The following is a 26,865-nucleotide window of genomic DNA, read 5'->3' on the forward strand; positions in this document are numbered from 1 at the left end:
CTCTTACTCATTGCTGGTAAATGAAAAACATATATGCCAGGAAGCCTGCAAAGATCAGGATTATCGCGTAGTCGGTAACCCTAAGCCTTGCTTCGACATATGAGCTTCTTTTCCTGTTACTGTCGAGTCCTCTTGCCATGGCCGACGATGCGAGTTCATCCATAAGTTCGACCGAACAAAAAAGAAGCGGAACCATGGTATACTCGATTATCTGCGCGGGCTTGGTAATAAAGCTCTTTAGCTTAAATTCTATTCCTCTAAAGAGCATGGCTTTCTTTATTCCGTCCCACTCATCAAATATGGTCGGAATAAATCTGATAAGAACTACGAAAGGAATAACAAAGACCATCGGAAGATGCATCTTTTGAAAAGATGAAATTAGGTGCGACATGTCGGTCGTCTTTGTGAACAGCAAAAGTGCCATTGTTATCGGGCAAAAGAATCTGATAAGTACCATGACGGACATGCAGATCATATTAAGAACCGAGCCAAAGCCTCCTTTTACAGCACCTGCATACAGACACATTATTATAATTGATATGCAAAAACATATTACGGATAAATATTTTTCGCCTTCCAAAAACAACATCACACAAAGAAGCGCCGCAAAAACAAGCGACGGAAATACCGTCACGCACTTAAGCGGTATGATCATAGAAATAACAAGTATCAACAGTTTTGTTCTTGGATCTGCTTTTATTATTGAAGTATTGTTCCCGGTAAACATTGATTATCCCCTTAGACAATTCCTGCTTTTTCAAAATGTTTTTTTACAATCTTCGATCCGAAAAGTCCGCCTATAATTCCTCCGACAACCGCAAATCCAACAATCATGATCCACGCCCACCAGGGTGTTACGAGCCTGCTCATTCCGTCCGCAAAGTCATCTCCGATCATAGAACGAACACCTGCTATATATGCATCTTTGGCAACAAGAATTCTGAAAAAGTTAGACGCAGTTATAAAGTTGAAAAAGACGTATGAGATCACATACATTTTCTTTGACTTGTACTTTCCGAGAGCCATGCATATCTCAGCTATCAGTGCGCTTACAATGCAGACAGAAAATGCGATTGGATCAAAGCCTGTTGCGATACATGCAAACAATACAGCCATCAGAAGTGCAGCTCCGAATTTTCTTACTTTAAGAACGCTCAAAAGATAAATGGTACCGCAAAAAATACCGAGCAATAAAGGACACGCGATGTAAATAACCGGAATTGTTCCAACCAGCATCATTACTATCAAAACCGCAACAACATAAAGTGCTGCGAATGCTCCTGCGTAGATCATATCTTTTGTCTTTAATTTCATAAACTTACTCCTCCAACTTCTCAGAACTTTTTACATAAATAGTCTCATGATAGCCCGAATCATCTGCCACCATGAGACTTTTTTTGATATATTTTATTATTTAGAAATTACTTCTTTACGTGGAAAGCATCCATCTGAGGATATACGGCGCTTTCACCGAGCTGCTCTTCGATACGAAGGAGCTGGTTGTACTTGGCAACACGCTCTGAACGGCTGGGTGCACCTGTCTTGATCTGACATGTATTGAGCGCTACAGCAAGGTCTGCGATTGTTGTATCTGCAGTCTCACCTGAACGGTGTGATGAAATTGCAGTGTAGCCTGCGTTGTGAGCCATCTTAATTGCTTCAAGTGTCTCAGATACAGAACCAATCTGATTGAGCTTGATAAGGATTGAGTTACCTGCTCCGAGAGAGATACCCTTTGAAAGTCGCTCTGTGTTTGTAACAAAGAGATCGTCACCTACAAGCTGAACCTTGTTACCGATCTTAGCTGTCATCTTCTGCCAGCCTTCCCAGTCTTCTTCATCAAGTCCGTCTTCGATTGAGATGATAGGATACTTATCTACGAGGCTCTCCCAGTGAGCGATAAGCTCATCCGATGTGAACTCTTTACCTGACTTGGGCTGCTTGTAGAAGCCTTTTCCTTTTTCACTCTTCCACTCTGATGAAGCGGCGTCCATAGCGATCATGAAGTCTTTTCCGGGCTCAAAGCCTGCTGCCTTGATAGCCTCAAGAATCTTCTCGATAGCATCCTCGTCGCTCTTAAGCTGATTGGGAGCAAAACCACCCTCATCACCTACTGCTGTTACATCGCCCATATCTTTGATGAGTTTCTTGAGGCTGTGGAATACCTCTGCGCACCAGCGAAGAGCTTCTTTGAATGAAGGAGCACCTACAGGCATGATCATGAATTCCTGTGTATCAACGGCGCTGTCAGCGTGAGCTCCGCCGTTAAGGATGTTCATCATAGGTACGGGAAGTCTGTTTCCTGATACACCGCCAAGGAATCTGTAAAGTGGAATATCAAGTGACTTAGCTGCTGCTCTTGCAGTTGCGATTGATACCGCAAGGATTGCATTTGCACCAAGCTTAGACTTATCCTTTGTTCCGTCAGCTTTGATCATTGCCGCATCTACAGCATATGTATCAGAAGCATCGATACCTTTAACCGCATCGTTGATCACATTATTTATATTATCTACAGCCTTTGTAACTCCTTTTCCGAGATAACGTGACTTATCTCCGTCTCTGAGTTCAAGTGCCTCAAATTCACCTGTTGATGCACCACTCGGAGCAGTTCCGGTTGCCACTGTTCCGTCTGCAAGAGTAACCTCTGCCTCTACTGTAGGATTTCCTCTTGAATCCAAAATTTCTCTTCCGATTACTTTTTCAATTGCAAGCTTTCCCATTGTTTTGCTTACTCCTTTCAGATTTTAAACACAGAATTCCCCTTCTTATAGCCGATTCATAGGTTCAGCTATTCAAAAGAGGAATTCACATGATTTACTCAAGCGTTAGCAGGTGCTAACACCACATATTTTATTATAGCGTTTTTTGCATGTCAACGAATCAGACGTGTTTTAGGGGTTAATGAGAAATAGTATCATTTTAGAGAGTCATAGTACTCCACTCAAAACTTCCTTAAGTGTATCCGCCGATGCCTTTAGCGCTTTCTTTTCCTCATCGCTGAGTCTGATGGGGACTGCACCCTCAACTCCGCTTCTTCCAACAATTGCCGGCATACTGAGCGCAACATCGTCTATTCCGAACTCGCCATGCTGAATACTTGATACGGGAAGGATTGACTTTTCATCTCTTACAATGGCTTCACATATACGTCTTACACTCATTGCAATTCCGTAGTATGTTGCGCCCTTTTTCTCGATGATCTTATATGCACTGTTCTTTACATTCTCGGCAATCTCTTTCATTGATTTCTCATGTTCGAAATGACCTCTCATCTCACAGAAATCATTGAGCGGGATTCCCGATACGTTCGCACTGCTCCAAGCCGCGATCTCGCTGTCTCCGTGCTCGCCTATAATGCAGGCATGAACAGATCTGCTGTCAATCTTAAGATGTTCTCCGAGAAGATATTTAAGCCTTGCGGTATCAAGAACGGTACCTGAACCGAATACTCTGTTTTCGGGGAATCCACTAAGTTTTGCCGCCGCATATGTAAGTATGTCTACAGGATTAGCAACAATAAGAAGGATTCCTTCCGTGTTATATTTTGCAATCTCGGGAATGATGGATTTAAAGATTCCGACATTCTTTTTTACCAGATCAAGTCTTGTCTCACCCGGCTTCTGCCCCGCTCCCGCAGTTACAACAACTACTGCCGCATCACCTGCATCCCTATAATCACCTGCATATATCTGCACAGGCTTTGCAAAAGGAAGTCCGTGACTTATATCAAGAGCTTCACCCTCTGCCTTTTCTTTGTTCACATCTATCAGCACCATCTCAGAAAACAAGCCGCTTTCCATAAGTGCAAATGCTGATGCGGAACCAACAAAACCACAACCTACTACCGCTACTTTTCTTTCATTTAATGCCATGATGCGCCTCCTTTTTATATAGCTTTATTCAACTGTATTTACCAATTCACCGATATCTTCAATAACGCACTTTATAACATCACCTGATTTTAGGAACTTAGGAGGATTAAATCCCATGCCTACTCCTCCCGGGGTTCCTGTTGCAATTATAGTTCCCGCCTTTAATGTCATCCCCTGAGACAATTCGGAAACAGCTTCTTCAACGGTTGTTATCATACACGCTGTGTTACCGCCATGTTCTTTTCTGACAATACTGCAACTTTTTCTTTTCCGTTGATTTCAATCGTACAAAATTTCATAAGTCTCCTCTCAAACTGACATTTTCATAAATTCATCTATAGCTTCAAGAACAGGTTCTGCATACTTTTTCTCTCCAAACAGCCACTGTTCATGTTGCATATCAAACTCTCTGATATCCGGATTGCGAAAATGCTTCTTATAACGTTTTAAGTATTTTTCCCCCATCTTGTTCGCATAAATAAAATGAGCCCTTGTGTGTTCCACATATATATCATCCTCAAGATGCGTAAGTAAATCCGTATAGTACTCATTCTTTATAGACTCCGGATTGAACTTCGCGAAACAATTCATGAATTTCTCCGCAGTTTCATCACTCATGAGAAAAAAATCTTTCAATTTTTCCTTAGTTTTGTTTCTCTTTTTCTCACCTTTTGTAAAGCTTGTAAGAATCGGAACAACCAATAATGATTGCAATTTAGCTGCTATTTTCCCGCTCTGATCAAGATCCGGACTTCCAAAAATCGCATGATCGATATGTACTTTTTTTCTCATTACAAGCTGTCCGACAAAACTTGATCCAAGTGAAGATCCTATAGCTCCGTCTACTCTGCCGTCATGCTTATCAATTATGTATTTTTCAATCTTTTCTGTCACAGTGATCATATCGGGAAAGATTTTATCGCTACCGTCAAACCCGTCATAATTAACACATATAAGATGATACTTCTCAGATAAATTTTGTATTACACTCCCAAAATTTGTCTGCCAATCACAACACGTTTCCGGTAGTAACACCAGTGTTTTTCCGGACATATTTCCCATTTCTTCAAATTGCATTTCTTTTCCCGCCTTTATTAAGCAATCTCAGGTTCTCTGACAAGATCGTACATATGGAAGTTTTCTCAGAAGTTGTATAAAGAATACCGCTTCTGTAGGCAGCCCTGATAATGCCACCAATATATGTATACATACTATCTCTGTTAGGAATGAACTTTATAAGTCCTTGGTCTTCTTTATTATATTCATAATCGTAAAATGCGTCAGCTATCTGCTTTGCGATAACATCAACTTCCGAATCGGACAGTCCTGTAAGTTTGATCATCTTGTCCTCCTGTTACTTTTTGCCTATTAAAAGAGTAGAACCTGAAAGCCCCATCCATGATGCTTCCCACTTGCTCATGAACATTCCGTTTGTCGTATCAACAAGTCTGACCTGTTCATAGCCCATATCCTTGAGCTTATTTGCAAAGCTTTCCATATCTCCGTATTTACCTTTAGACATAATGTCATGGATTGCAAATGTCCCGCCTTTTTTAAGAGTCCTCAAAGTTTCAAGTAAGATAGCCTGTCTGTTCTTGCTTGGAACGTTGTGATATACATAATTGCTGGTAACAGCGTCAAATGTTTCATCGTCAAAATCAAGTTTTACAGCATCCCCCTGCTGAAAGGTAGTATTTGAAACACCTTCGGCATCCAGTTTTTATAATTCGCTTTCATACTCTTCCTCCATACAAAATATCATCTATGGATTTCATGATATCACTTTTTGTTAGCTATTGCTAACATTTCTCAAAAAAACAAAGAGCTGCTTTGCAACTCTTTGCTCGCTGATACGTAAAAGTATTATGCTGATCACAAACATGCTGCTTTCCATGTTTCCTCTTTAAATCCCGGAATCACTTCAGTATCTGTAACAAGAAGCGGTCTCTTTACCAGCATTCCGTCAGATGACAAAACATCCAGCATCTCATCATCACTCATATTCGGAATCTTTTTTGATAATTCCATCTCCCTATATAGAATTCCACTTGTATTAAAGAACTTCTTTAGCGGAAGACCGCTCTTTTCGTTAAGCTCTTTTAGAGTAGTTTTATCAGGATGCTGTTCTTTTATATCAAGGCTCTCATACTTAATCCCATTATCATCCAACCACTTTAAAGCCTTCTTACATGTTGAACATTTTGAATAGCAATACACTTTTATCATTACTTTTCCTCCGTAATCTCCGCAACAACTCTGCGTTTTCTGTACAAGACATATGCTTGATAAATTATTAATACATACAGTGCCGATTTCACTATATAATCACCAAAATCAAGATGATAATAGGCATTATGCCCCATATGTTCCAGAATATTCTGCCATAAATCAATAATTATATCTCCAAAAAAACCAAGCACCGAAATTATCCAAAGTATCACGCCCCATCTTTCAGTATTACTCTTTTTAATAAAAAAGAATAAACTTGCGATCACACCGATTAAATTGAGCAAACAATCAATAAAAGTTATTGCTGCAAGCTGCAAATTCTTTTCTCCTGAAAAAACACCGATAAAATTACTGCAATGGATCACAAAATTACTTGTAAAAAATATTCCCCAGCCGGCACCGATTATTTTGGGCACAAGGCTTGCTCTGATAGCATTTATCAAACAATACAAAAAACCTGCCACCTGGATGACGGATCCTACTCTACCAATGTAAAAATATAATTCCTGTTTACCACCAAACAAAAAATCAAAAACAGATTGTGTATTGATTCCCATAAATCGTTCATACGGCATGAATATCAATTCCACAATCACGATCGTATACAATACTATCATCAGGCTATTTATCATTTTATTCTCTATAACAGGATTTCTTTCCGCTACCTTAGTCATATCTTTTTCGGACAAAAGATCTTCAATACTAATTTCCAAAATCTGCGATATTTTCTCGGTCGTAACAAGATCCGGATAGCGATCTCCGCATTCCCAATGCGATATAGTCTGCCTTGCTACAGATAATTGTTCAGCCAGTGATTGCTGCGTTATCCCTTTTTTCTCCCGTGCTCTTCTGAGCTGTTCACCAAATTCAACCATATTACAAAAGCTCGCTCCTTTCTCTATTCTTTTGCCTGTATAAAACCATGACCTGATAGCCGAGCACTATATACAACGGCAAACTTAATATCAACAGAATAAGCATTTGCAACGGCCCAAGTACATGGAAACCGTCACAAGGCATGATTCGTGACAATTTTATATTGTGCCAAAAGAAAAGAATTACATCACCAAAGAACCCGATTGCCGGAACACCTCCAAGCACAATCGCCCATACTTTGCTTCTCTTCCCTTTGATAAAAAAGAAAATACTTCCTACCGCTCCTATTACATTAAGCAAAATATCCGAGGTTGAAATCGCTGCAACCTGCCATGTAAAGCAATCATAAAACACACTTAAAAAATTGCAGGAATGAACCAAAATATTAATTATAAAAATCGTCAGCCATCCTATTCCCATTCTCTTAGGCGTAAGCGTTCCCCTAATCGCAAAGATTATGAAACACAAAAAAACAGCCCTTCTAAGCAGATCAGCCACAAATTTTATATAAATAAACAAGGAAAACATTTTAGCTTCTTGAATAAACCTGATTGGCTCCGCGAAAAAACCCATAAAATGGGAAATAGGTATATTCCAGAGCAAAAGTACCAAAACCGTATAAAGCATTAACATTACATTGTATGCATTTTCACTCCAAACTGCAGAATCTCTTTTAAGTTCCTTCGTCATCTCTTTTTCGGATAAAAGGTCGTCAAGGCTCACTTCCAGAATCTGTGATATTCTCTTGGTTGTAATAAGATCGGGATATCTCTTGTCGCATTCCCAATTTGATACAGTCTGTCTCGTCACAAATAATTTTTCGGCCAGAGTTTGCTGCGTTATTCCTTTTTCTTCTCTCGCCTTTCTGAGTTTGTTGCCAAATTCGACCATGAAAATCAAATCCGCTCCTTTCAATCATTTTCATCTGCAGATGTGATTTTAGTATCTCGTATGAGGCAAAAAAACTCAAGCAACACCCAAAAATATCATGTCAACGCTACGGCGCATCGCAGTAACTACGCGAAAAAATAAGCCTAAGGGATTTCAAATGAAAATAATCCATCATCCATATCCCCAGGCTCAAAAATTCAAACTTCTTCGCAAATATATATTTTTTTATTCTTAATCCAGTCAAGTGCCTCTTTCTCATCCGCAAATAATTTTCCCACCGCAGAATTAAATGCATCAAGATTCGTGATCTTAGCCATTATCACGGGATTGTCCGGAAGCACCTCTCCCATATCAAGCTTTCTAAGTTCGTCTTCCTTGTTCATTCTCCTTAAATAGTCATCATCTCTGACACAGTAGATATCATATTTTTTCTGAATTTCATCATAACTTGGGATTCTGTCTTTAGAAAAATCACAGATCTTTTCAAAGCCCATCCAGGAATATATGGACTCATCGACAGGTAAAAGGAATATAAAAGGAATCTTCTCTTTCTTAAGAAGATCAAAAGTCTTATCAAACACGCGCGTCATCTGCCCTCTGCGGCGCATATTCTTCTTGGTTGCAACTGCAACAACGTAATAACTTGGAACGACCGTCCCGCACAGATTTACAGAAAACGGATTAAGATGAAGCATTGATACCACTTCTCCGCCTTCAAAGCTCACTATCATCCTGTTATCCAGACACTTATCCGAATAATAATAGTCAACAAATTCCTTGGGATCGTCAAACGCCTCTTCGTACAGTTTTCTCGTATTTTCTTTTTCCGTATATTCCAGTATCATATGTTCCTCTCGCAAACTCTGTATTTTCTGGCATACCCGATAGGATTGTAACTTTCCTTGGCCTGCCGCAGTCCTTCAAGTCCCATATCGTCTTCCCTGTTTACAAGTTCCGCATCCTCATATGAGTGTAAAAGAAATTGCTGATTGATCATCTGATATATCCCGGGTATCGCGAAGTTGCCTTTCTCCACGCTGATAACCGCCATCTTCTCTCTGCTGTTGTAAGATCCGACAGTAAATGCCTCAAGAATTTCATCGATAAAAATACCGCCGACTCTGAAAGTAACTTTATCGCAATTTCTGAGAATATCTATAAGTCCGTCTTTTTCATAAATAAGAGTATCTTTACTTTCCGTGCCCTCTGTAAGCCTTGCATCAACCCATTTTTTCATAAACTCTTCAAGGAAATACTCATCAACACAGCACATGGTCTTATACTCCCATCTGCCCTCATATTCCTTCATGAATTTATTTACAAGATTTCTCTTCTTCTGGAATTTCTTTCCCTCAAGCTTCCTAAGTTCATCAGCGCTATACAGGTAATCCTTAAGTTTACTCTCTTCTATCGTAAAACGCGGATCGCACAACACTCCCAAAGCTCTGAGTGCATCTTCATCCGCAAGTTCGATCCTAAGCGGACATTTTAACACATTATTGAAGTAGTCCTTTAACAGCTCAAAGTATTTGGATAGTTCCTCCTCTCTGCAATATGGCATGGCAGCAAAATATCCCTTTTCATCCTGCATAAGTATTAGCGCCGCCCTGTCTTCAAAGTAAATTTGCGTATTGTACAAATCTTTCCAAAGATACGTATCCAGAACCGTACTGTCACATGTTCTGTTATCCCTCAGTGCATAAATCTTCGAAAGTTTTGCAGCCTCTTCAAATAGAGGCTTATGAAAAACAAGGTTCTTTTCCATGTACTTCTCCACAATATTAAAATGTCACTTCAATTTTTTCTTATACCAAAGATAGCGCATCCATGCCGTAATCCCGCTCATAGACCACACTATACCAACAGACCACCATATACCCCAAAGTCCGATAAATGCAATTTGTGTCAAAAGAATCGGAACAATAAATCTTCCTATAACCTCTACTATACCATTGAGCAGGGCAAAAAAGGAATCTCCGAGTCCGTTAAGCACACCTCTTACCACATAGATAAGTCCAAGCATCACATAGAAAATGCTTGAGATTCGAAGCGCCATAGCGCCCATTGTGATAACCTCTTTATCTTCCACAAATATCTTTATTATCGCTTCTCCAAAAAACTGCATTACAGGAAGCATCGCCAAAGAAAATCCTGCCATGAGCATAAGGCTTTTCTTATAACCGGTTTTAATCCTATCAATTTTGTGTGCACCGTAATTCTGACCGGTGAAAGTTGAAAGAGCCGCTCCAAGAGTCTGATACGGCTGATGGATTATCTGTTCTATCCTGCTGGTCGCAGTGAATGCCGCAACCGCAACTTTTCCAAAAGAATTGACCACTTTCTGAAGCGCCATACATGAAATCGCTATAAGTGAAAACTGCAGTGAAAGCGGCACTCCGAGCCTTATAACTTTATGAGATATATCCCTGTCATACTTAAGATCGTCTCTTTTAAATCTGAAATATTCATTTTTTTGCATAGCATAAATAAGGCAGCTTATGCCGGAAACAAGTTGAGAAATAGCTGTTGCAACGCCTGCTCCGACTACACTCATATGAAAAACATATACAAAAAGAATATCAAGTCCTGTATTCAGCACACATGAAAAGATAAGAAAATAAAGCGGTGTTTTGGAATCTCCAAGTGCCCTAAGCATAGAAGAAGCGTAATTGTACAGCGAAACAAAAACTATTCCGACGCACATGATCCTAATATATGCGACCGCATCCGCCATTATCTCGCTCGGTGTATCGAGCATGATCAAAATATGGCGTGACAAAATAAAAGCTATGATACCGACAATAAGCGGAAAAATCATCATAATATATCCTGTATTTACAATACAGCTCTTTACTTTGGCCGTATCACCGTTCCCAAAAAACTGAGACGTCACAATTCCGCCTCCACTTCCTATTCCGTTACACAGGGCAAAAAACAAGAATGTCACAGAACCCGTTGCACCTATTGCGGCAAGAGCATCTGCGCCGACAAATTGGCCTACGATAACTGAATCAACCAGATTATATAGCTGTTGAAAAAGATTTCCAATGAGCATCGGTACAGAAAACTGAACGATCAAAGAAACCGGACTTCCTTCTGTCATATTAATTACAGTCGATCTATGTGTTTTCATTTTGGCAAAAACTTCCTTGTAATAGTAATAGTAATAGTACGGTGCCGAGAGGTTTACTCTGTGGACACGGCGGCAATATGCACATATTTTGCTCCGATTGTGCCGAGCACTCCAATGAGCCCGCAGGTCTCATTGGAGTGGCACAAAATCGCAAAATATTGTGTATATTTGCCTTTGTGTCCACCGAGTAAACCTCTCGGCACCTGACTTCTCAAGTATAACAAGTTAAAATTATATGCCTGCGATTTTGCACTTGCTTCTTATTTTCTGTTATGTAAACCTCTTATTTTTTGTCTTTTCTTTTGTAAATCTCTTAGTCTTCTTGAATGCAAATAGAAATGAGGTGCACCAGTTTGGTGCACCCCGGTAAGTATCCACTTTATAGACTTCAATCAGTAATGCTGAATCTCATTATGTTGTAGCCTCAGCGATCTCTTTTTCACCACTCAGATCAAAAGCATTTCTTCTTTTTCTGTACAATGTAATTACCTGATAAATGATCAAAATGCATAATGCAATATCAAGAATAGCCTGTGCCACTGATTCTTTAATTACAAAGTCCACAACAAAATACTCGACATTACTGCTGTTTGCAACTTCAAATTTCTGATTCGCTATACTTATAACAAATAAATATATTGAATCAATTATTTTTATTGAGGCTGCGATTATAATCATATTCACCCACAATTTACGCATTCCTTTGCGGATAAAATGGAAAAACGAAGCAACTATTCCAAGAATATATGGCAAAAAGACAGTCAACACACCTCTCAATTGGAACCCTAAAAAGCTTTTTATAAGGTATTGTTTGTCAGCTCCCCTTGAATATTCTTTTATCTCCGTAATGCTCCTTCCAATATTGGACAAATAAAAACCACCATGAATAATTAACTCAATAGCAAAATATGTGATCAGGATAACTCCTATATGCTTTGGTGTTAATGTATCTCTTACTGCATGATACAAACCATATGAAAAAACAATCACAAGAATCATCGGCCCCAGTGCTACCGACCACTCCGAAAAGAAACTTGAATCTTTATCAACATACCAGAACATAGCTCTCCATGCTATTTCCCAAAAATACGAAAGTGCAATAAGCGCTAACAGCGCAATTGTAAGATTATTTATTGTTTTATTCTCAACTACCGGATTTCTTTCCACCACTTTTATCATCTCCTTTCCCGATAAAAGGTCGTCAAGGCTCACATCCAGAACCTGAGATATTTTCTTTGCCGTAACAAGATCAGGATAACGATCGCCGCATTCCCAATGGGAAACCGATTGTCTACTAACATATAATTGTTCAGCCAGCGATTGCTGAGTCATTCCTTTTTCCTCTCTGGCTTTTCTGAGCTGTTCACCAAATTCGACCATATTTAAACCAATTCCTTTCAAAACTTAAATCTATTTTTTCATCTGCGCATGATGTTATCGTAAGTATCACTTACCCCTATAAAAATTACAAGCTCCACGCTGTTGCACCCGCATAGATACTGGGTTTGAGTATTTTATTCCCACTTACTAAAAAGTATGAATAACACATGCTATTTTTCTTTCATGCTCGCAAGAATATCCCCTCTCATATCATAAATATCCCCGCCGATCACGACTACAAATAATACAAAAAGTAATAACACAATCCCTATTAATATATAATGTACACCTATGTTGTTTCCAAACAAACATATTGAAAATACTGATAACATACTGACGTTCCTCCCATATATTCCTCTCAATTTTTTTCAGGTTCAAAGAAGTTATCTTCAGTATCATTTTCAGTCCAAAATATTACAAGCAACACATTGGAAAAGGGGCGCGCCAATATGGAGCACCCCAGTAAATATCTGTGTTTCAGTTATATGATTAATAAATCCAAAAATTCATCTAAATAAATAATACATAGCAATGTGGCAGTATTACTTTCGCACCTGACACCCCATTCCTATTGGCTAATACCTTGATATTACAGCATTTTCCTAGTCTTCGTCATTATCAATGCATAAAATCGGTGGTGCTATTTTTCTTTCAGATTCATAGCTGTTATTCTCTTTCTATACAAGGTATGCGTCTGATAAATAATCAGAACAAATACCGCAATTCCAAGCACAAAGTCTGCCGCCGTCTCTCTGGCAGTTGTTGTGATCATAGATGCTCCGGTAAAAAGAATTCTCGCTTTGCTGATATCATGTTGTATAAATAATAAATTCCCAATTATCCCTATGATTGATGCAACTGTAATCATATTTACACACGCTTTATGGTTTTTCCCACGTATAAAAAAGAAATATGAGGCGACTGCTCCTATCCCTCCTGGGACGGTAGCTTGCATAAATTCAACCACTGTTTTTCGAAACCACGCCATAGTATTGGCATTACCTATAAATCCATCACTAACCGCGAAACTATAAAAGTTCATAAAATAATAGGCAAAACGATAGAACTTGATGAAGAAGCTTTAAAAGTTTTGGATGGAAAATACCCATTACCCAAACCAGTAGAAGTAATTGAGGATATTGAAACTATAAAAGAATTAGCTGCAACAAGAAAAGAACTGGCAGATACAAGAAAAATACTCATAGAAAAAGAAGAGAAAATATCCGAGTTGCAGGAACAGTTATTAGTTGCTTCAAGGCAGATTGTTCAGGCGGAAGCAATGCAACTTTTAGTGGAAGATAAAAAAGAGCAGATACAAAAAGAAATGGAAAAATCTGCTAAGCTGCAAGAAGAATTAAATCAGGAAAAAGCAAAAACTTGGATTCAAAAGTTTTTTGGGAAATGACGCAAAAATAATATATAATAATTGCTGTAGAGAATATTTTTTAATGCTGTATTGTTAGTATGCTGGAGGGAGGGGGTTACTTGAGAATAAGTATTGATAAAAAGAAAAGATTCCAAATAATAGCAATCATAATATCAATTGGATTTGTTTTAGCTGGAATCTTCGGTAAGCGTTATTTTGAAGTTAAGGTAGATTATGAACAACGTTTAGCAGCAATAAAACCAGATATTAATAAACACAATAAAATCCTGTACATACCTTTGTCTATAGATGCGATTGTGGTTCCATAGGAAGTGGTAATCATACATTTGTCGTAAGAGTAAGATCTCTTAATCGTCCATGGAATACATTAACTCAAAATGCAATTATTGAGGTATAAATTCATGATAAAAATTAATAATAACAATATACATAATCAATATCCGAAACAAAATATAAATACTAATCATTCTGCTACTGTTTACATCCCGCCTCCACCGCCCCAAAATGGTGCAATAATCCAAAGTTATGATGTTCAACGTAATATTTATATAAATATTGCTCCTGAAAGTGATGGAAATATGTCTGTAGATGTAATATCTCCAAAGGATAATAAAATATTAGAGCATCATTGTATAAATCCTATGGAAGTACAGCCGTCTAATGCGTCATATCTTGAAATGCTTGCTTTAGAACAACATTTATTTCTGCAAGGTAAGTGTGAACAAGGTATATTATCCGGAGTAATTGGGACTTTATATGAAAATGAAGAATTAAATACAAAAGCAAATTATTTAGAAGAATTAAAATACTCAGTAGATAACTTATTAAAATATACTAAGTTTGAAGATTATATAAAAAACAGACAAGCAACATATGCGATTCTTGATTGGAAACCGCAATCACAAAAAATATAATGGATATAAATAAAAAAGGTGTCTAACTAGACACCTTTTTTACAAGTCATTTTAAGTTTTTCGCTTTAGTATTGAATCTTAATTGTTCAAACGGTCCAGATATTCTGCAAAATCTAATTCATCAACTCTATTTGGGGGAATAAATAGCACAATGCTTGAAATATGTTTTTTACAACAAGTATAATACTTTGTATAAGGTCAACAAGTTTTAAACTTTGTAGAATAAAAGGGGATAATAATGACTATTACTGAATTTGCAAAAGCTCATCATGTTCAATCACAAACGATTTCAATTTTTATTAAAAGGCATGAAGATCTTTTTGAAGGACATACTAAAAGAGTAGGCTACCTTAGTTCCATCAAGTAAAAACAGTGTTGTGAAGAAGCCCACCATAACCAATCCCATTTTCTTAGGTGTCAATGTCTCTTTTATTGCATGGTATAACGCAAACGCAAAAACAATGATGTAAACTGCATTTCTTAGAAGCACGATTCTTTCATCTGTTGAACCATGCATGTAATTCATCGGTCTTAATTCAGTCAAAGACTTAAATGACTGGATACAAAAAATCATTGCTCTCTCTGCAATTTTTATAAAAAAAGATATAGCCACAATAGCATAAAGAGCTATTGTCATATTGTTTACCACTTTATTTTCAACTACCGGATTTCTTTCCGCCACTTTTGTCATCTCCTTTTCTGATAGCAGAGTATCAAGGCTCACTTCCAGAATCTGAGATAAATTTTTTGTCGTAATAAGATCAGGATAACGTTCACCGCGTTCCCAACGTGAAACTGATTGCCTACTCACAAACAATTGATCCGCAAGAGATTGCTGCGTCATCCCTTTCTTTTCTCTCGCTATTCTTAGTTGCTCGCCAAATTCTACCATATATAAAAAAATTCCTTCCAAAAAATCTATATTCTCATCTGCGCAAGATGTTGAAGTCAGTATCTCATTTCCCATTATTTTATACAAGCACCACCTAAAAAAAGGATGCACCTATATGGTGCATCCGGATAAATACTGCATTTGCAGCACATTCATAAGTTTAGTTCACTATCAAATTTCCGGTCCAATAACCCCGTCCCCCAGGGTCATTACATTATATGTTATTTTTTCAAAAGAAAACACCACTGAATATCACTACGGATCTTCTGTGGTGTTACACAAATCAATGAGCTGATGCTTCAATAGGTTCTTTTTCTACATATAAGTCCAACGCTGCTCTGCGTTTTCTGTATAATGTAAGTGTCTGGAAAATAATTAAACCATACAACGATATATTTGTAAAAAAATCTCTTACTATAATAATTGAATCCAATGTGGCATCATCAACCGTATACTTAGTATTCTCTATCACTTCACTCCTTCCACTAAGCATCCAGCCTATATCACCCCGAACCATATAATATGTATAATATATCGAAACAATCATGATGGCATACACCCATAATTTACGTTTTGAACCTCGTATAAAAAAGAAATACAAAGAAATTAACAGCATTATTGCAAGTGCATAATAGGGTACATCAAATCTAAGAACAATTTCCCACCAGGGCTGATAAGATCTATATGATTCGCCATATAACTTACTACTATATGATTCGATATAGAGCGCATATCTTATGTTTGAGCAGCACCAAAAAATTCCATCGATTAAAAAAGTCAAACTGTACGAGATCAAAACAATTCCGATTCTCTTTGGAGTTTGAACATCTTTTATCGCACAATATAAGCCATAAGAAAAAATCACTATATATAATGCCTCTATCGTATAACCAAAAACATCTCTAAAATCGAAAATTCCATAATCAAACCTTTTAATTCCCTGCATGCCGTACCGTTCCATCAGATACTGCACTTGCTCTATAAGCCGCAACAAAACTATGTTCATATATATAGCAATCGTAACATTGTTAGCTATCTTACTTTCCACCACAGGATTCTTTTCCGCCACTTTCATCATCTCCTTCCCGGATAAAAGGTCGTCAAGACTGACACTCAGAATCTGAGATAATTTCTTTAATGTAATAATATCCGGATAACGCTCACCGCACTCCCACCGGGAAACTGTCTGCCTAGTAACATATAATTGATCGGCAAGAGCTTTTTGCGTCAATCCTTTTATCTCTCTCGCACTTCTGAGTTGTCCCCCAAATTCGACCATAACAAAACCGTTCCTTTCAAAATTTATATTTTCACCTGCAGGTGTATCAGATTTAGTATCTCGTGTCTCATATTTTTTTTCAATAAAAAGGCATCAAAAAGCGGGGTTCCATAATGGTACCCCGCATAAATACTGCATCTGAAGAAGATACAGTTCTTCGTTTACTATCAGATTTTTGGTCCAATAACCCCGTCCCCCAGGGTCATTTCTTCATCAAAAATGTCTACATAACCTTTCAGCGAAAGCGCTTTTTGACGAAGTGTCTTGGAATGTCCCCATACCAAGATATGAGCCTTTCCTTTTCCGTTCTTGGCTTCCTGAATGAGATTGGCTGCGGCGCTGTTACCGTCAAAGGCAACGACCATCGATGGTCTTCTCTCAAATATCTCGTAGTTAAAGCTCTTGTAAATGCCCATTCCCTGAGTCTCCGTAGAAACCCGAATCCTGACATTATAAGAAAGAAGCATATCTTTTTCCTTCTCTGTTATCATGGCAGGAACAACGGCATAGACTTTAAATTTCTTCTTGTTATTATCAAGAAGGTACTTTTCATACCCTGAAAGCTTATGGCCGATGACAAAGCAGACTTCTTCCGGACTAAGCTTATCCATAAGTGCATCAAGCTGCGCAGCGCCCTCTTTGGTCACTCTGGTAGCTCTGTTCTCAGTGTTAAAACTTCCGCCCAAGAGCACTACCGGGAAATATGACCACGAAATTTCTCTTATGCGCTCCTTGAGTTCTTTATTGGCATCGAGCAAAAGCCCCTTTGATGAAAGTCTCCTTTCCGATATCTTAACAGCTTTCATCTTCTCAAGAAGTACTTCCTCGATGTCTCTGTCCTTGATCAGCGCATTGAACTTCTGTTTCTTGGCTGCATAGGATGCTCTGCTTAATTCTATTATCTCTGTCTCAGCCTGCTTCATAAGGCTTATCTCATTATCCGAAAGCCCCAGCATCTTAATAAGAGACAGCTGCTCATCCACAGAATTGGTTCCGTACAAAGCCGCTCCGTCGGTTCCCTGTACGCACTTAAGTCCCTGCTTCAGATAGTGCCTAAGAGGATGTTTATCAAGTGAATTGAGGTTATTGAGTCTTACATTACTTGTAAGCTGGAACTCGATAACTACGCCATTTTCTTTGAGCTGTTTAAGGACTTCTTTGCCCTTCTTTGATCTGGGACTGTAGGTATATAGTCCGTGTCCGAGCCTCATCCGCGGCATCTGTTGATCGGGTGCAAGGAATTCTTTTACGCACTGAATGCTGTGAGATATATTATCTTTCTGGCTGTCATTCTCACCCGCATGAACTCTTATCACAAACGAAGGGTCTTTAGCCGCGATCTTGACTATTTCCTTGAACGCCGGCTTCAAAGTAATGATGTCATTTATCTCTTCGCCGACAAAGTCGCATCCCGCAACATATGGATCAAGTGCCGTAGCCTTCAACACTTCAAGGTTCTGCTCAAGATAATTTGAAGGAGTCACCGCATCTTTGATGATCGTAAGAGGTATCCTACGCATAGCGGCGAGGAACCTTATCATAACTCCCGTCTCTCTGTGGATACTTGGCATAACTTCGTGCACCTGCCTGAGCATATCAATGGACTCATATTTTTTTACAAGCGTGGTATCGCTTATCTCCGCATAGCATATGCCCTGTCGCTTATAATTTCTTGCTATCCACAGGAGTTTATCCTGGAAAAGAGTATTGTTACAGTACTCAGAAGATTCTTTATCCATGAGCATCTGATTCAAAGCTTTTTTTACATCTTCATCCGGAATCTGGGAAACGCTGTGAATATCTATCTTTTCATCACATTCTTTTCCCTTGGTAAAGATATATCTGTAAATGTAAACTTTCTCAAGGTTAGTAAATACAGCCTGTCCATCCTTGATAACAGCAAGCGATCCCCTGATCTTAACAATATTGAGCTCAGCGTCGTTTAAGTTATTAAGAATAAGATCCGCAAAGTTTATAAATGTATTGTCATCGATTTTTCTGTCAAGATACTTGCCCTGAAGCTCCGATGAAGAAAGCTGTCTTGCGACTTTCTCCCTGTTCTTAAGCACACTTATCCACTGCTTCTCGGTAAGCTCGAGATTTAGTTTTTTGACATAATACAAAGGATATCTTATCTGATGATAGATTCCGAGCGCGATCAGTATATCCGCAGGAAGATTGCCGTTCATATGCGTATGAAGATCGGTCCTGAATTTAAGATTCTTGTTTATATAGGTCTTAAAAATAGTCTTGTTAAGATCGAGCTGATACTTCTTGGTCTGGCTCATAAGTGTCTTTGCGATTGCCGGAACAGATGCCATGACTTCAACTCTTTTATCCGGAAATATCTTTGCTATCTCAACACCACGCATGCTAAATATGTAGCTCTCTTCATTATTACCATCAACAAAACAGGGAACCTCGCCCTTTGCAACAAGTTTCCCGCTCTCATCTTCAGAAAGAGTCAGTTTGCATAATGCGGCGAGGTTCCTAATAAGGTTTCCCGTATGATGGTTGGGCGTAGACAGCACAAACCACATCTTATCAAGGTCTTTATAAAGACTTACTATAATATCTTTTTCATCATCAAGAAAAAAACACGTAAAATAAGTCATATACGTTATCCTTCCTGCACGTGCTTCATAAGCTCATCTACCGTCATCTTCTTGCCCGTCTGTCTCTCGTATATCTCTGCAAAAGACAAGTTCTGATCCTCGGGGTTGAGGTCAACATCCTTGGTTCTGGCCTTCCATCTGTTATCATCTGGAAGAAATGCATATGCAATATTATGCTGTTCCCACTCGTAGACCATATCATCGGCTGTTCTGTAAGATTGCATGTCGCTTCCGTGCACAGGATGCTCTTCTATAAGTGCAGAGCATATGATCTTCATATCTTCGCTGTTTTCTATCTTATAAGAGTCTATTATCTTCCAGTTATCCTTGGTATATACTGCAGAATACTCAACTCCGTCATAAGTAAAGACATAATTTTTGCCTTTTCCGTCAACATCATGAAGATTGATATCCGAAGCATCGCTTAAGATTCCGTCTTCCGACAAGGTTTCTTTTACTTCTTTTGCCTTTTTTACACCTTTCTTTACGCCTTTTTTCACCTTGCTTACAGTCTCGGAATCAGCTCCGCTTTCGAGCTTGTCTATGTCTATATCAATTCCAAGCTCTGATTCCATAAATGCGTTTGCATCGGAAACAACTCCCGATGTAACTTCTTTTGCACGTTCATAATCAACAATAAATGCTCCCAAGCCGATTATGCATATTATTCCAACCACAATAAAAGTGCCCAGAAAAATAATTGATCCGTTTTTCTTCTTTTTATATCTTCTATTCATACCGTAATTATAAGGGCTCATTTCTAAAAGGTCAAAAAAGTTAATAAATATCTTCTTTGACACGATGATGGTTATGGTGTATTTTGTAGACATGAGATAAAGAAAAAACGCGTAAAATAGGAGGAGTTTTCATGTCAGATACAATTACACTCACAATTCCGAAGCAGAAATCCATAGCACTTATCGCTCACGACGGGAAAAAGCCTGAGCTTATCAAGTGGTGCAAGGATAATGCCGAGACATTAAAAAAGCATTTTCTATGCGGAACAGGCACAACGGCAAGAATGATCACAGATGCCACAAATCTTCCTGTACGCGGATATAATTCAGGTCCTTTGGGCGGTGATCAGCAGATTGGTGCAAAGATCGTAGAGGGTAAGATTAATTTCGTAGTATTCTTCTCGGATCCTCTCACAGCAGCACCTCACGATCCCGACGTAAAGGCGCTTATGAGAATTGCGCAGGTTTATGACATTCCATTTGCCAACAATAAAGCAACTGCGGATTTCCTCCTTCACTCAAGTTTCATGGATTCCGAGTACGACCACGACGTCATCAACTTCAAGCAGAACATCGCTCAGCGCGCGGAGACGTTGCCGAACGAGTGATGGTGATGGCTGACCGATAGGTATTGCGAGAAGGCAAGGTATCAGTATATAAGGTGCATTTTCGCATTGGATTTGTTCGTTGACATTCAAGGCATAAAAAGGCGGAGTGATTTATTCTTTCAATCCAAACTCGCCCATAAATGGGCTCAAACAGTGGATTGAAAAACAGAATAAATCACTCCGCCTTTTTACGCTCTTGAATGTTGCAACGACCAAAAACAATGCGAAAATGCACCTTATATACTGATACCTTTTACTTTTTCGAAAGATTAATTGGTTAGGCGTCCGAGCATACTTATGTGCATATACTTATAGGATATTGAACAAGTTCTTTAACTGCTTTTTTGAGAAATCCGCGGTAAACCGGATTTCTTAAAAAAGCAGTTAAAGAACTTGGGCGATGGCTTTGAAAAAAAATAAAAGCTTATATGATGTCTTGAACTAGGCGGTGAGTGCCGTTCTTAGATTCGTATACGAAGATTTCGCAGTTCTTGGGGCGGGGGCGCCAGATGTAGCCGCGTTTTACGTTTTCGAAGTAGCCGCGGATGGGGCGGATGATTCCGCCGTGGCAGACTACGAGGACGTTTTCGTAGTCTTTTTTCTCAAGGTCCGTAAGGAAGGATCTTGTGCGGGCTACCATGTCTTTTACTTTTTCAACTCCGGAAGGGGCAGGGAAAAATTCGGGGAAAGCCCAGTAAGCGGTCATGGGGAGGCCTACTTTGTAATAGTTTACGGCGTCATATTTTCCGAAATCTGCCTCTATTATGCGGTCGTCTTTTATAATATCGGAAGGATCGATATCTCCGATTATTGATGCGGTCTGGATTGCTCTTGTAAGGGGGCTTGCGTATACGGCGTCAAATTTGATATCGCCGAGCTTGGCTTTTGTTGCGCGGGCCTGTTCCATTCCGGTCTCATTAAGAGGAATATCTATTCTTCCCTGCATCAGTTCTTTCTTGTTATAGTCTGTCTGTCCGTGTCTTGTAACGTATATTTTCATCTGTATTCCTTATCTGTACTATAAATATAATTCTTCCGATCAGCGTCTTGCTTTCTTGCTGTAATCGGGTCTGGCATTCTTTAAGTCTTCGTATATTATCTTATAATTTTCGTAGCGAACTGCGGAAATTTTGCCCTCACTCAGTGCATTTTTTACTCCGCAGTCCGGCTCTGCTATGTGCGAGCATCCGCCGAATCTGCACTCAGGTTCAAATTCTTCAAACTCGGGATAGTACTGCATCAGATTGTCAGTAGTTACATCGACCAGGTTTAGTGATGTAAATCCCGGAGTATCAAAGAGGTAGGTCTCCTCTTCTCCTTGTGATAGTTCGCTTACGTAAAAGAGCTCCGAATGTCTCGTCGTATTCTTTCCTCTATGAATTTTGCGGCTGAGTTCACCCGTCTGCATAAGTGCATCGGGAACAAGCTTATTTAAAAGCGATGATTTACCGACACCACTTGGGCCTGCCAAAGTAGTAGTTTTTCCCTTTAAGAGCTCTTTTAGCTCATCAAGTCCCTTTTCTTCCTTAACACTTATGAAAAGAACTTTGTATCCACACTTCTCATATGCATCATGGAGTTCTTTCTGCTCTTCTTCGGTCGCGATGTCCTGCTTGTTGAAGCAGATGATAACCGGAAGATTTTGCTGCCTCATCATGATAAGGAATCTGTCGAGCAGATTGTAATTGGGATCGGGTTTAACTATCGCAAACAAAATAACCGCCTGATCCACATTGGCAACAGGCGGTCTTAAAAGCCGGTTTTTACGGGGAATTATTTCCGTTATATTCCCTTTTTTATCCTCTTCGGAGATAATGTCTATCATGACATCATCTCCGACCAGCGGTTTTACATTATCTTTTCTAAAGATGCCCTTTGCCTTACATTCATAGATATTCTCATCATGAGTTTCTATGTAGTAAAAGCCGGCAATTCCCTTTATTATCTTTCCCTGCATTTAATTTGTCTCCGGCGTGAACTGGATTTCCTTACGCACTTCTCTGGGTTCATTGGTAGGTTCACCCATAGGCTCTCCTGTCTCAGGATTGGTTGGCGCAGGTATTGTTGCCGTATATCTGTAAGTTACCACTCCGGTAGGTACTGCTGAATGAGCATCAATCCTTATCGGGAAAGTAGTTGTATCGGACTCATGGATTGTTGTTCCGTCCGATGTAACAACGGTAACATGTACCGACATACCGGGAACATAATACTCGCCGCCCTGCGGTCCGTCTACGCTCTCACATCTATATCCCACAACACCGGGACCTTCTGATATCTCGAGATGCACAACAGTTCCCTTCTTGACCTTACTTCCGGGTTCAAGACTCTGTCTGCAAACTTTATCTATAAGCTTAGGATCGGGATTGTTGACACCCTCGGTCTTTCCCGGCTGAAGTCCTGCTTCAATAAGAATCTCTACAGCTTCTTCTGAGTCTTTTCCGAGAAGATCCGGAACTTCAACTTCTCCCTCTGTTGAGGAACCTGATGATGCAGATGCTTTTCCCTTATAATTTGAACCGTTACTTACATATACAGTAATCTCACCGCCCACATCAAGATGTGCACCTGCCTCAGGCGAGGTTGAAACAACGGTATTCTTTGGCTTCGAATTATCTTTATCATCTGCCTTCTTTACTATGTAGCCCTTATCATCCGCAAGAATGGATTTAGCCTCAGCATATGTCTTACCTACAACATCAGGAACTCCTTTTTCAACTTCCGCAGCCGCATTTGAAGCTTCTGTTGAACTGCTTCCCGCTCCCTCTGTTGTACCGAATACACCGACTCCTCTTGCAAGAAACATAACTAAGATAAGTCCAATGATAATTGCCATTACTATGGCGATTGAAGCCGTTATACGCTCGAGTTTTCCGTCTTCCTGCATTGTGCCCTTGCGTCTTCTGTTTCGCTCATCTTCATAATAATAATCGTCGTCTTCTTCATCGACGTCATCGTATTCTCTGCCGTATTTCCTTATTTCTCTGTCATAATCATCATAATCATCGCGATCATCACGGTCGTCACGATCATATTCTCTGACAACATCACGATTGAGCCTCATCTGCTCAGTATCAGACATTCTGGAATCTCTGTTTCTCACATGTCTTACTTCATCATCGGATGCTACTCTGGTTGCTCCCTCTTCATCGGGATCTACCATGGAAACAAAATCTTTATCAGGTGTTATAAGCGATTTCTTAAGATCCTGAATGAGCTCAGCAGCATTCTGATATCTTCTGTCAGGGCTCTTCTGGCAACACTTAAGAACAATCTTCTCCACACTGATAGGGATTTCCTCATTAAAATCTGCCGGTGTGGGAAGTTCCTCCTGAATATGTTTGATTGCTATTGCAACGGTCGTGTCTCCATTAAAAGGAACTCTTCCCGTTAGCATTTCAAAAAGAGTAATACCCAGTGAATAAATATCACTCTTGGCATCACTGTATCCGCCACGCGCCTGTTCCGGTGAGGTATAGTGCACCGAACCCATTACATTTGATGTAATGGTATTACTTGTAGCTGCTTTTGCAATTCCAAAGTCGGTAACCTTAACCTTTCCGTCCTTGGAGATCATGATGTTCTGAGGCTTGATATCTCTGTGAATGATATTATTGTTGTGAGCAGCCTCAAGTCCCATAGCTACCTGTATAGCAATGCTGACAGCCTCTTTTACCGAGAGTCTGGACTTTTTCTCAATATATTTTTTCAGAGTTATTCCGTCTACGAGCTCCATGACGATATAGTTGATACCGTCTTCGTCTCCGACATCGTAAACATTTACAATGTTAGGGTGCATAAGCCCGGCCGTTGACTGTGCTTCAACACGAAACTTTGATACGAAATTCTCGTTCTCAGAAAACTCCTGTTTAAGTATCTTTACTGCAACAAGACGATTTAGTTTATGATCTTTTGCTTTATAAACATCGGACATACCGCCGGTACCGATCTTCTCGAGCACCTCATAGCGATCTCCGATCACCATACCTATTTTAATCATTCAGTCCTCCATCGCGAGTGGGTTCATCGGCAAAGGGTTCTATCAGGATAACTGCTATATTATCCTTGCCTCCGTTATTATTTGCCGCGACAACCAGCTTCTGGGCCTTCTCTATAATGTCTCGCTGACCGCTGACAATCATGCGGATTTCTTCATCTTCTAACATATTTGTGAGACCGTCCGAACACATAAGGACGATATCCCCTCGATTAAGTTCCACCGTGAAAAAATCGATGTCTACTGTTTCTGTGGCACCTATTGCCCTCGTAATTATATTTTTATCAAGATGCGACCGGGCAGTTTCTCTGTCAATTCCGCCCATCCTGACCATCTCTTCCACAAGGGAATGATCTCTAGTTATTTGGGTGATTTTATCATTGATGACATAGAGCCTGCTGTCACCGACATTGGCGACCTGCAAATACCGTCCTATAACAGTACACGCGACGACTGTAGTTCCCATCCCGAACAGCGATGGATTCTCTGCCGCTTTTTCTCTAAGATTGCGATTTGCCAACTTGATCGCATTCTCCAGAATCTTAACAGGACTCTGTTCAAAAGACTTCTCAATCTCCTCCACCATAGTGTCAACTGTGTATCTGGATGCATAGTCACCTGCATTGTGGCCTCCCATGCCATCCGCAACAATAAACACATTGGAAAGGTTTCCGATTTTTCTGTCAGAGGAAAAGATATAATCCTGATTAAGCTTTCGCTTCTTTCCAATATCCGTCACGGAAAAAGTCTTTAACAAACCAACATCCTCCCCAAACCCTTTTTCAACATACACATACAAAATAAGCAGGTACCACACTTACTCCTCCGAAAGCTTCCTGCAAAGTAGTTTACAGGAGCTATAAACATCCCTGCTCATTTATATCCTAATTATAACTAACTTTATAATCTTTAGCAATTATAAGTGTTTGGTACTATATTTGCAATAATTTTGCCGGATCCTATCTCAAAGTGGCACTTTACGATACCGATATCCACCTTGCTGAAAGGGCCGCCCTTGTCAATAAATTCAACTTTTTCACCATCTGCAAGTTTTATCACGAACTTCTGCTGATTTATTGCAGTGGGAGCCAAAAGAGCCATCTCAACGCCTTGATTAAACCAATCCGGACGCTCACCTGCTGCCTCAACCACCTGCTCAAAAGTCTTGGATTTTCTAACTTTCCCCTGGTCCTTGCCATAACCTATTGCGATAGCTATTACAAGTTTTTCATCGGGAGCAACTTCGGCGGATATGGTCTTATGATTAAAGCCCCCTGTCCAGCATGTGTTAAGTCCTAAACTCTGTGCAAAAAGAACCAGTTTCTCGCCATAGTAACCAATCTTTTGTTCCAGGTCATCCGAAGCTCTGCCGACACATGCGATAACGCTCGGTGCCGAACCAAGTCCCCTTGCTCTGTTTACCAGATTAGTATATGTTCTTCCCGCATCTTCAATAAACTGCAAATGAAGTCCGCTCTCAGCATTGAGCTCACTCACTTTGGCTCTGAGCTGTATGATTTTCTCCGGCTCGATCATCTGCGGCTTATAACTTCTAACCGAATGTCTGGCCTTGATTGCTTCGATTTCTGTCATATTTTTTCTCCTTCCAGATATGAAATGGTCTTCCCATGTCTCTTTGCATATTCAATCTCAAATCTTGTGCTGTCTCCGATATTATTTATTTTTGAATATAACATTCAAGCCAATCTATAAACAAGTTACTTTTTATGAACTACCCTCACCGACTCCACGTCGGAAAGGGTTTCTGTTATGCCGCAGAGCGGCATGAACCTGTAGGATGCTCTATGCATCCTGCAGAACAAGGCATGTCCACTATGCCTCTATCCCATTGACTTACCTTTGGGAATACTTTCCTTAAGATGTTTGCAGCTCCATTTATGTCTGCATTTGTTATTGTACCATCGTAGTGCCTGTAAAGTCCTCTCTGTATCCTCTTTCCTGAGAAAAAGTAGTTTCCTGAACTGTTCTTTTTATACACTGGGATATAGTCTTTTGCAAGAAAGTCTGCCTTTGATGTGTAGCTTTCTTCCG

At 39.6% G+C, this 26,865-nt stretch carries 28 protein-coding genes and 2 pseudogenes; 4 read left to right on the top strand and 26 right to left on the bottom strand.

The window, feature by feature from the left end:
• Positions 1-7: 7 nt before the first annotated feature.
• The 16 genes and pseudogenes from T356_RS0108300 to T356_RS21625 all read right to left on the bottom strand — a co-directional run bounded on the left by T356_RS0108300 (position 8) and on the right by T356_RS21625 (position 13,156).
• Entirely contained in the window at positions 8-727 is a 720-nt protein-coding gene (locus tag T356_RS0108300; RefSeq protein ID WP_026514101.1) for an energy-coupling factor transporter transmembrane component T family protein, read from the bottom strand.
• 11 nt (positions 728-738) lie between these two features.
• The gene (locus T356_RS0108305; protein ID WP_035780768.1) at positions 739-1,314 is read right to left on the bottom strand and encodes an MptD family putative ECF transporter S component; all 576 of its coding nucleotides are present in this window, start codon (positions 1,312-1,314) and stop codon (positions 739-741) included.
• Between the two features lie 107 nt (positions 1,315-1,421).
• Positions 1,422-2,723 (bottom strand): phosphopyruvate hydratase, encoded by a 1,302-nt coding sequence (gene eno, locus T356_RS0108310; protein ID WP_026514103.1) that lies wholly within the window; start codon positions 2,721-2,723, stop codon positions 1,422-1,424.
• Between the two features lie 207 nt (positions 2,724-2,930).
• Positions 2,931-3,875, bottom strand: a complete 945-nt coding sequence (locus T356_RS0108315; RefSeq protein WP_026514104.1) for an L-lactate dehydrogenase — start codon at positions 3,873-3,875, stop codon at positions 2,931-2,933.
• Positions 3,876-3,899: 24 nt separating this feature from the next.
• A pseudogene (locus T356_RS0108320) lies at positions 3,900-4,103 on the bottom strand (fumarylacetoacetate hydrolase family protein); the annotation flags it as partial.
• An 81-nt stretch (positions 4,104-4,184) separates the two neighbouring features.
• Positions 4,185-4,952 carry a hypothetical protein gene (locus T356_RS0108330; RefSeq protein WP_026514106.1) on the bottom strand — a complete coding sequence of 256 codons (768 nt, stop codon included), beginning with the start codon at positions 4,950-4,952 and terminating at the stop codon, positions 4,185-4,187.
• Positions 4,942-5,217, bottom strand: a complete 276-nt coding sequence (locus tag T356_RS18855; RefSeq protein WP_026514107.1) for a hypothetical protein — start codon at positions 5,215-5,217, stop codon at positions 4,942-4,944. The genes T356_RS0108330 and T356_RS18855 overlap by 11 nt, the downstream gene beginning before the upstream one ends.
• 12 nt (positions 5,218-5,229) lie before the next feature.
• Positions 5,230-5,592: a class I SAM-dependent methyltransferase gene (locus T356_RS18860; protein WP_242846579.1), complete on the bottom strand. Its 363-nt coding sequence runs from the start codon at positions 5,590-5,592 to the stop codon at positions 5,230-5,232.
• A gap of 155 nt (positions 5,593-5,747) precedes the next feature.
• Positions 5,748-6,101: an arsenate reductase family protein gene (locus T356_RS0108345; protein ID WP_026514108.1), complete on the bottom strand. Its 354-nt coding sequence runs from the start codon at positions 6,099-6,101 to the stop codon at positions 5,748-5,750.
• A complete protein-coding gene (locus T356_RS20820) occupies positions 6,101-6,979 on the bottom strand; it encodes a helix-turn-helix domain-containing protein (protein WP_081777789.1) in 879 nt (292 codons plus the stop codon). Before T356_RS20820 ends, T356_RS0108345 begins: the two co-directional genes overlap by 1 nt.
• 1 nt (position 6,980) lies before the next feature.
• Complete coding sequence (locus T356_RS20310) at positions 6,981-7,871, bottom strand: helix-turn-helix transcriptional regulator (RefSeq protein WP_051563281.1); 891 nt, start codon at positions 7,869-7,871, stop codon at positions 6,981-6,983.
• A gap of 197 nt (positions 7,872-8,068) precedes the next feature.
• Positions 8,069-8,716, bottom strand: coding sequence for a GNAT family N-acetyltransferase (locus T356_RS20315; RefSeq protein WP_051563283.1), 648 nt, complete (start codon positions 8,714-8,716; stop codon positions 8,069-8,071).
• Positions 8,713-9,636: a DUF2156 domain-containing protein gene (locus T356_RS0108365; RefSeq protein ID WP_026514109.1), complete on the bottom strand. Its 924-nt coding sequence runs from the start codon at positions 9,634-9,636 to the stop codon at positions 8,713-8,715. Before T356_RS0108365 ends, T356_RS20315 begins: the two co-directional genes overlap by 4 nt.
• A gap of 24 nt (positions 9,637-9,660) precedes the next feature.
• The gene (locus T356_RS0108370; RefSeq protein WP_026514110.1) at positions 9,661-11,004 is read right to left on the bottom strand and encodes an MATE family efflux transporter; all 1,344 of its coding nucleotides are present in this window, start codon (positions 11,002-11,004) and stop codon (positions 9,661-9,663) included.
• A 411-nt stretch (positions 11,005-11,415) separates the two neighbouring features.
• Positions 11,416-12,384, bottom strand: a complete 969-nt coding sequence (locus T356_RS20320) for a helix-turn-helix domain-containing protein (RefSeq protein ID WP_051563286.1) — start codon at positions 12,382-12,384, stop codon at positions 11,416-11,418.
• A 640-nt stretch (positions 12,385-13,024) separates the two neighbouring features.
• A complete protein-coding gene (locus T356_RS21625; protein WP_255346953.1) occupies positions 13,025-13,156 on the bottom strand; it encodes a hypothetical protein in 132 nt (43 codons plus the stop codon).
• Between the two features lie 177 nt (positions 13,157-13,333).
• Between T356_RS21625 and T356_RS0108390 the strand changes: the two genes are divergently transcribed.
• From T356_RS0108390 to T356_RS0108400, 3 genes are all read left to right on the top strand, one after another.
• Entirely contained in the window at positions 13,334-13,789 is a 456-nt protein-coding gene (locus T356_RS0108390) for a hypothetical protein (protein WP_026514112.1), read from the top strand.
• 80 nt (positions 13,790-13,869) lie between these two features.
• Entirely contained in the window at positions 13,870-14,079 is a 210-nt protein-coding gene (locus tag T356_RS0108395) for a hypothetical protein (RefSeq protein WP_026514113.1), read from the top strand.
• A 93-nt stretch (positions 14,080-14,172) separates the two neighbouring features.
• The gene (locus T356_RS0108400) at positions 14,173-14,685 is read left to right on the top strand and encodes a hypothetical protein (protein WP_026514114.1); all 513 of its coding nucleotides are present in this window, start codon (positions 14,173-14,175) and stop codon (positions 14,683-14,685) included.
• Between the two features lie 289 nt (positions 14,686-14,974).
• On the opposite strand, the gene T356_RS20325 is transcribed toward T356_RS0108400, so the two are convergent.
• The 4 genes from T356_RS20325 to T356_RS0108420 form a co-directional block, all read right to left on the bottom strand.
• The gene (locus T356_RS20325) at positions 14,975-15,652 is read right to left on the bottom strand and encodes a helix-turn-helix domain-containing protein (RefSeq protein WP_051563289.1); all 678 of its coding nucleotides are present in this window, start codon (positions 15,650-15,652) and stop codon (positions 14,975-14,977) included.
• A 208-nt stretch (positions 15,653-15,860) separates the two neighbouring features.
• Complete coding sequence (locus tag T356_RS20330; protein ID WP_051563291.1) at positions 15,861-16,856, bottom strand: helix-turn-helix domain-containing protein; 996 nt, start codon at positions 16,854-16,856, stop codon at positions 15,861-15,863.
• Positions 16,857-17,023: 167 nt separating this feature from the next.
• Complete coding sequence (locus T356_RS18895) at positions 17,024-19,471, bottom strand: adenosine deaminase (protein WP_051563293.1); 2,448 nt, start codon at positions 19,469-19,471, stop codon at positions 17,024-17,026.
• 5 nt (positions 19,472-19,476) lie between these two features.
• Positions 19,477-20,208 (bottom strand): hypothetical protein, encoded by a 732-nt coding sequence (locus tag T356_RS0108420; protein ID WP_155839005.1) that lies wholly within the window; start codon positions 20,206-20,208, stop codon positions 19,477-19,479.
• Positions 20,209-20,339: 131 nt separating this feature from the next.
• Between T356_RS0108420 and T356_RS0108425 the strand changes: the two genes are divergently transcribed.
• Positions 20,340-20,816, top strand: coding sequence for a methylglyoxal synthase (locus tag T356_RS0108425; RefSeq protein WP_026514116.1), 477 nt, complete (start codon positions 20,340-20,342; stop codon positions 20,814-20,816).
• A 424-nt stretch (positions 20,817-21,240) separates the two neighbouring features.
• Here the strand turns inward: T356_RS0108425 and T356_RS0108430 are convergent, their stop codons facing one another.
• The 6 genes and pseudogenes from T356_RS0108430 to T356_RS21280 all read right to left on the bottom strand — a co-directional run.
• Positions 21,241-21,816 (bottom strand): histidine phosphatase family protein, encoded by a 576-nt coding sequence (locus T356_RS0108430; RefSeq protein ID WP_026514117.1) that lies wholly within the window; start codon positions 21,814-21,816, stop codon positions 21,241-21,243.
• A 39-nt stretch (positions 21,817-21,855) separates the two neighbouring features.
• Positions 21,856-22,773: a ribosome small subunit-dependent GTPase A gene (gene rsgA / locus T356_RS0108435; protein WP_026514118.1), complete on the bottom strand. Its 918-nt coding sequence runs from the start codon at positions 22,771-22,773 to the stop codon at positions 21,856-21,858.
• Positions 22,774-24,816 carry a Stk1 family PASTA domain-containing Ser/Thr kinase gene (gene pknB, locus T356_RS0108440; protein WP_026514119.1) on the bottom strand — a complete coding sequence of 681 codons (2,043 nt, stop codon included), beginning with the start codon at positions 24,814-24,816 and terminating at the stop codon, positions 22,774-22,776.
• Entirely contained in the window at positions 24,809-25,570 is a 762-nt protein-coding gene (locus tag T356_RS0108445; protein ID WP_026514120.1) for a Stp1/IreP family PP2C-type Ser/Thr phosphatase, read from the bottom strand. The genes pknB and T356_RS0108445 overlap by 8 nt, the downstream gene beginning before the upstream one ends.
• 152 nt (positions 25,571-25,722) lie before the next feature.
• The gene (locus T356_RS0108450; RefSeq protein WP_026514121.1) at positions 25,723-26,406 is read right to left on the bottom strand and encodes a nitroreductase family protein; all 684 of its coding nucleotides are present in this window, start codon (positions 26,404-26,406) and stop codon (positions 25,723-25,725) included.
• Positions 26,407-26,581: 175 nt separating this feature from the next.
• Positions 26,582-26,865 (bottom strand): annotated as a pseudogene (locus T356_RS21280) (RNA-guided endonuclease InsQ/TnpB family protein); the annotation flags it as partial.

It is taken from the genome of Butyrivibrio sp. LB2008 (assembly GCF_000621565.1).
In the GTDB taxonomy this organism is placed as follows: Bacteria; Bacillota; Clostridia; order Lachnospirales; family Lachnospiraceae; genus Butyrivibrio.

Bases quoted from the DNA above. Each gene is read 5' to 3' on its own strand.
- T356_RS0108300 (WP_026514101.1), bottom strand. From the start codon at position 727: ATGTTTACCGGGAACAATACTTCAATAATAAAAGCAGATCCAAGAACA.
- T356_RS0108305 (WP_035780768.1), bottom strand. From the start codon at position 1,314: ATGAAATTAAAGACAAAAGATATGATCTACGCAGGAGCATTCGCAGCA.
- eno (WP_026514103.1), bottom strand. From the start codon at position 2,723: ATGGGAAAGCTTGCAATTGAAAAAGTAATCGGAAGAGAAATTTTGGAT.
- T356_RS0108315 (WP_026514104.1), bottom strand. From the start codon at position 3,875: ATGGCATTAAATGAAAGAAAAGTAGCGGTAGTAGGTTGTGGTTTTGTT.
- T356_RS0108330 (WP_026514106.1), bottom strand. From the start codon at position 4,952: ATGCAATTTGAAGAAATGGGAAATATGTCCGGAAAAACACTGGTGTTA.
- T356_RS18855 (WP_026514107.1), bottom strand. From the start codon at position 5,217: ATGATCAAACTTACAGGACTGTCCGATTCGGAAGTTGATGTTATCGCA.
- T356_RS0108345 (WP_026514108.1), bottom strand. From the start codon at position 6,101: ATGATAAAAGTGTATTGCTATTCAAAATGTTCAACATGTAAGAAGGCT.
- T356_RS20820 (WP_081777789.1), bottom strand. From the start codon at position 6,979: ATGGTTGAATTTGGTGAACAGCTCAGAAGAGCACGGGAGAAAAAAGGG.
- T356_RS20310 (WP_051563281.1), bottom strand. From the start codon at position 7,871: ATGGTCGAATTTGGCAACAAACTCAGAAAGGCGAGAGAAGAAAAAGGA.
- T356_RS20315 (WP_051563283.1), bottom strand. From the start codon at position 8,716: ATGATACTGGAATATACGGAAAAAGAAAATACGAGAAAACTGTACGAA.
- T356_RS0108365 (WP_026514109.1), bottom strand. From the start codon at position 9,636: ATGGAAAAGAACCTTGTTTTTCATAAGCCTCTATTTGAAGAGGCTGCA.
- T356_RS0108370 (WP_026514110.1), bottom strand. From the start codon at position 11,004: ATGAAAACACATAGATCGACTGTAATTAATATGACAGAAGGAAGTCCG.
- T356_RS20320 (WP_051563286.1), bottom strand. From the start codon at position 12,384: ATGGTCGAATTTGGTGAACAGCTCAGAAAAGCCAGAGAGGAAAAAGGA.
- T356_RS21625 (WP_255346953.1), bottom strand. From the start codon at position 13,156: ATGATCACAACAACTGCCAGAGAGACGGCGGCAGACTTTGTGCTTGGA.
- T356_RS0108400 (WP_026514114.1), top strand. From the start codon at position 14,173: ATGATAAAAATTAATAATAACAATATACATAATCAATATCCGAAACAA.
- T356_RS20325 (WP_051563289.1), bottom strand. From the start codon at position 15,652: ATGGGAAATGAGATACTGACTTCAACATCTTGCGCAGATGAGAATATA.
- T356_RS20330 (WP_051563291.1), bottom strand. From the start codon at position 16,856: ATGGTCGAATTTGGGGGACAACTCAGAAGTGCGAGAGAGATAAAAGGA.
- T356_RS18895 (WP_051563293.1), bottom strand. From the start codon at position 19,471: ATGACTTATTTTACGTGTTTTTTTCTTGATGATGAAAAAGATATTATA.
- T356_RS0108420 (WP_155839005.1), bottom strand. From the start codon at position 20,208: ATGAATAGAAGATATAAAAAGAAGAAAAACGGATCAATTATTTTTCTG.
- T356_RS0108425 (WP_026514116.1), top strand. From the start codon at position 20,340: ATGTCAGATACAATTACACTCACAATTCCGAAGCAGAAATCCATAGCA.
- T356_RS0108430 (WP_026514117.1), bottom strand. From the start codon at position 21,816: ATGAAAATATACGTTACAAGACACGGACAGACAGACTATAACAAGAAA.
- rsgA (WP_026514118.1), bottom strand. From the start codon at position 22,773: ATGCAGGGAAAGATAATAAAGGGAATTGCCGGCTTTTACTACATAGAA.
- pknB (WP_026514119.1), bottom strand. From the start codon at position 24,816: ATGATTAAAATAGGTATGGTGATCGGAGATCGCTATGAGGTGCTCGAG.
- T356_RS0108450 (WP_026514121.1), bottom strand. From the start codon at position 26,406: ATGACAGAAATCGAAGCAATCAAGGCCAGACATTCGGTTAGAAGTTAT.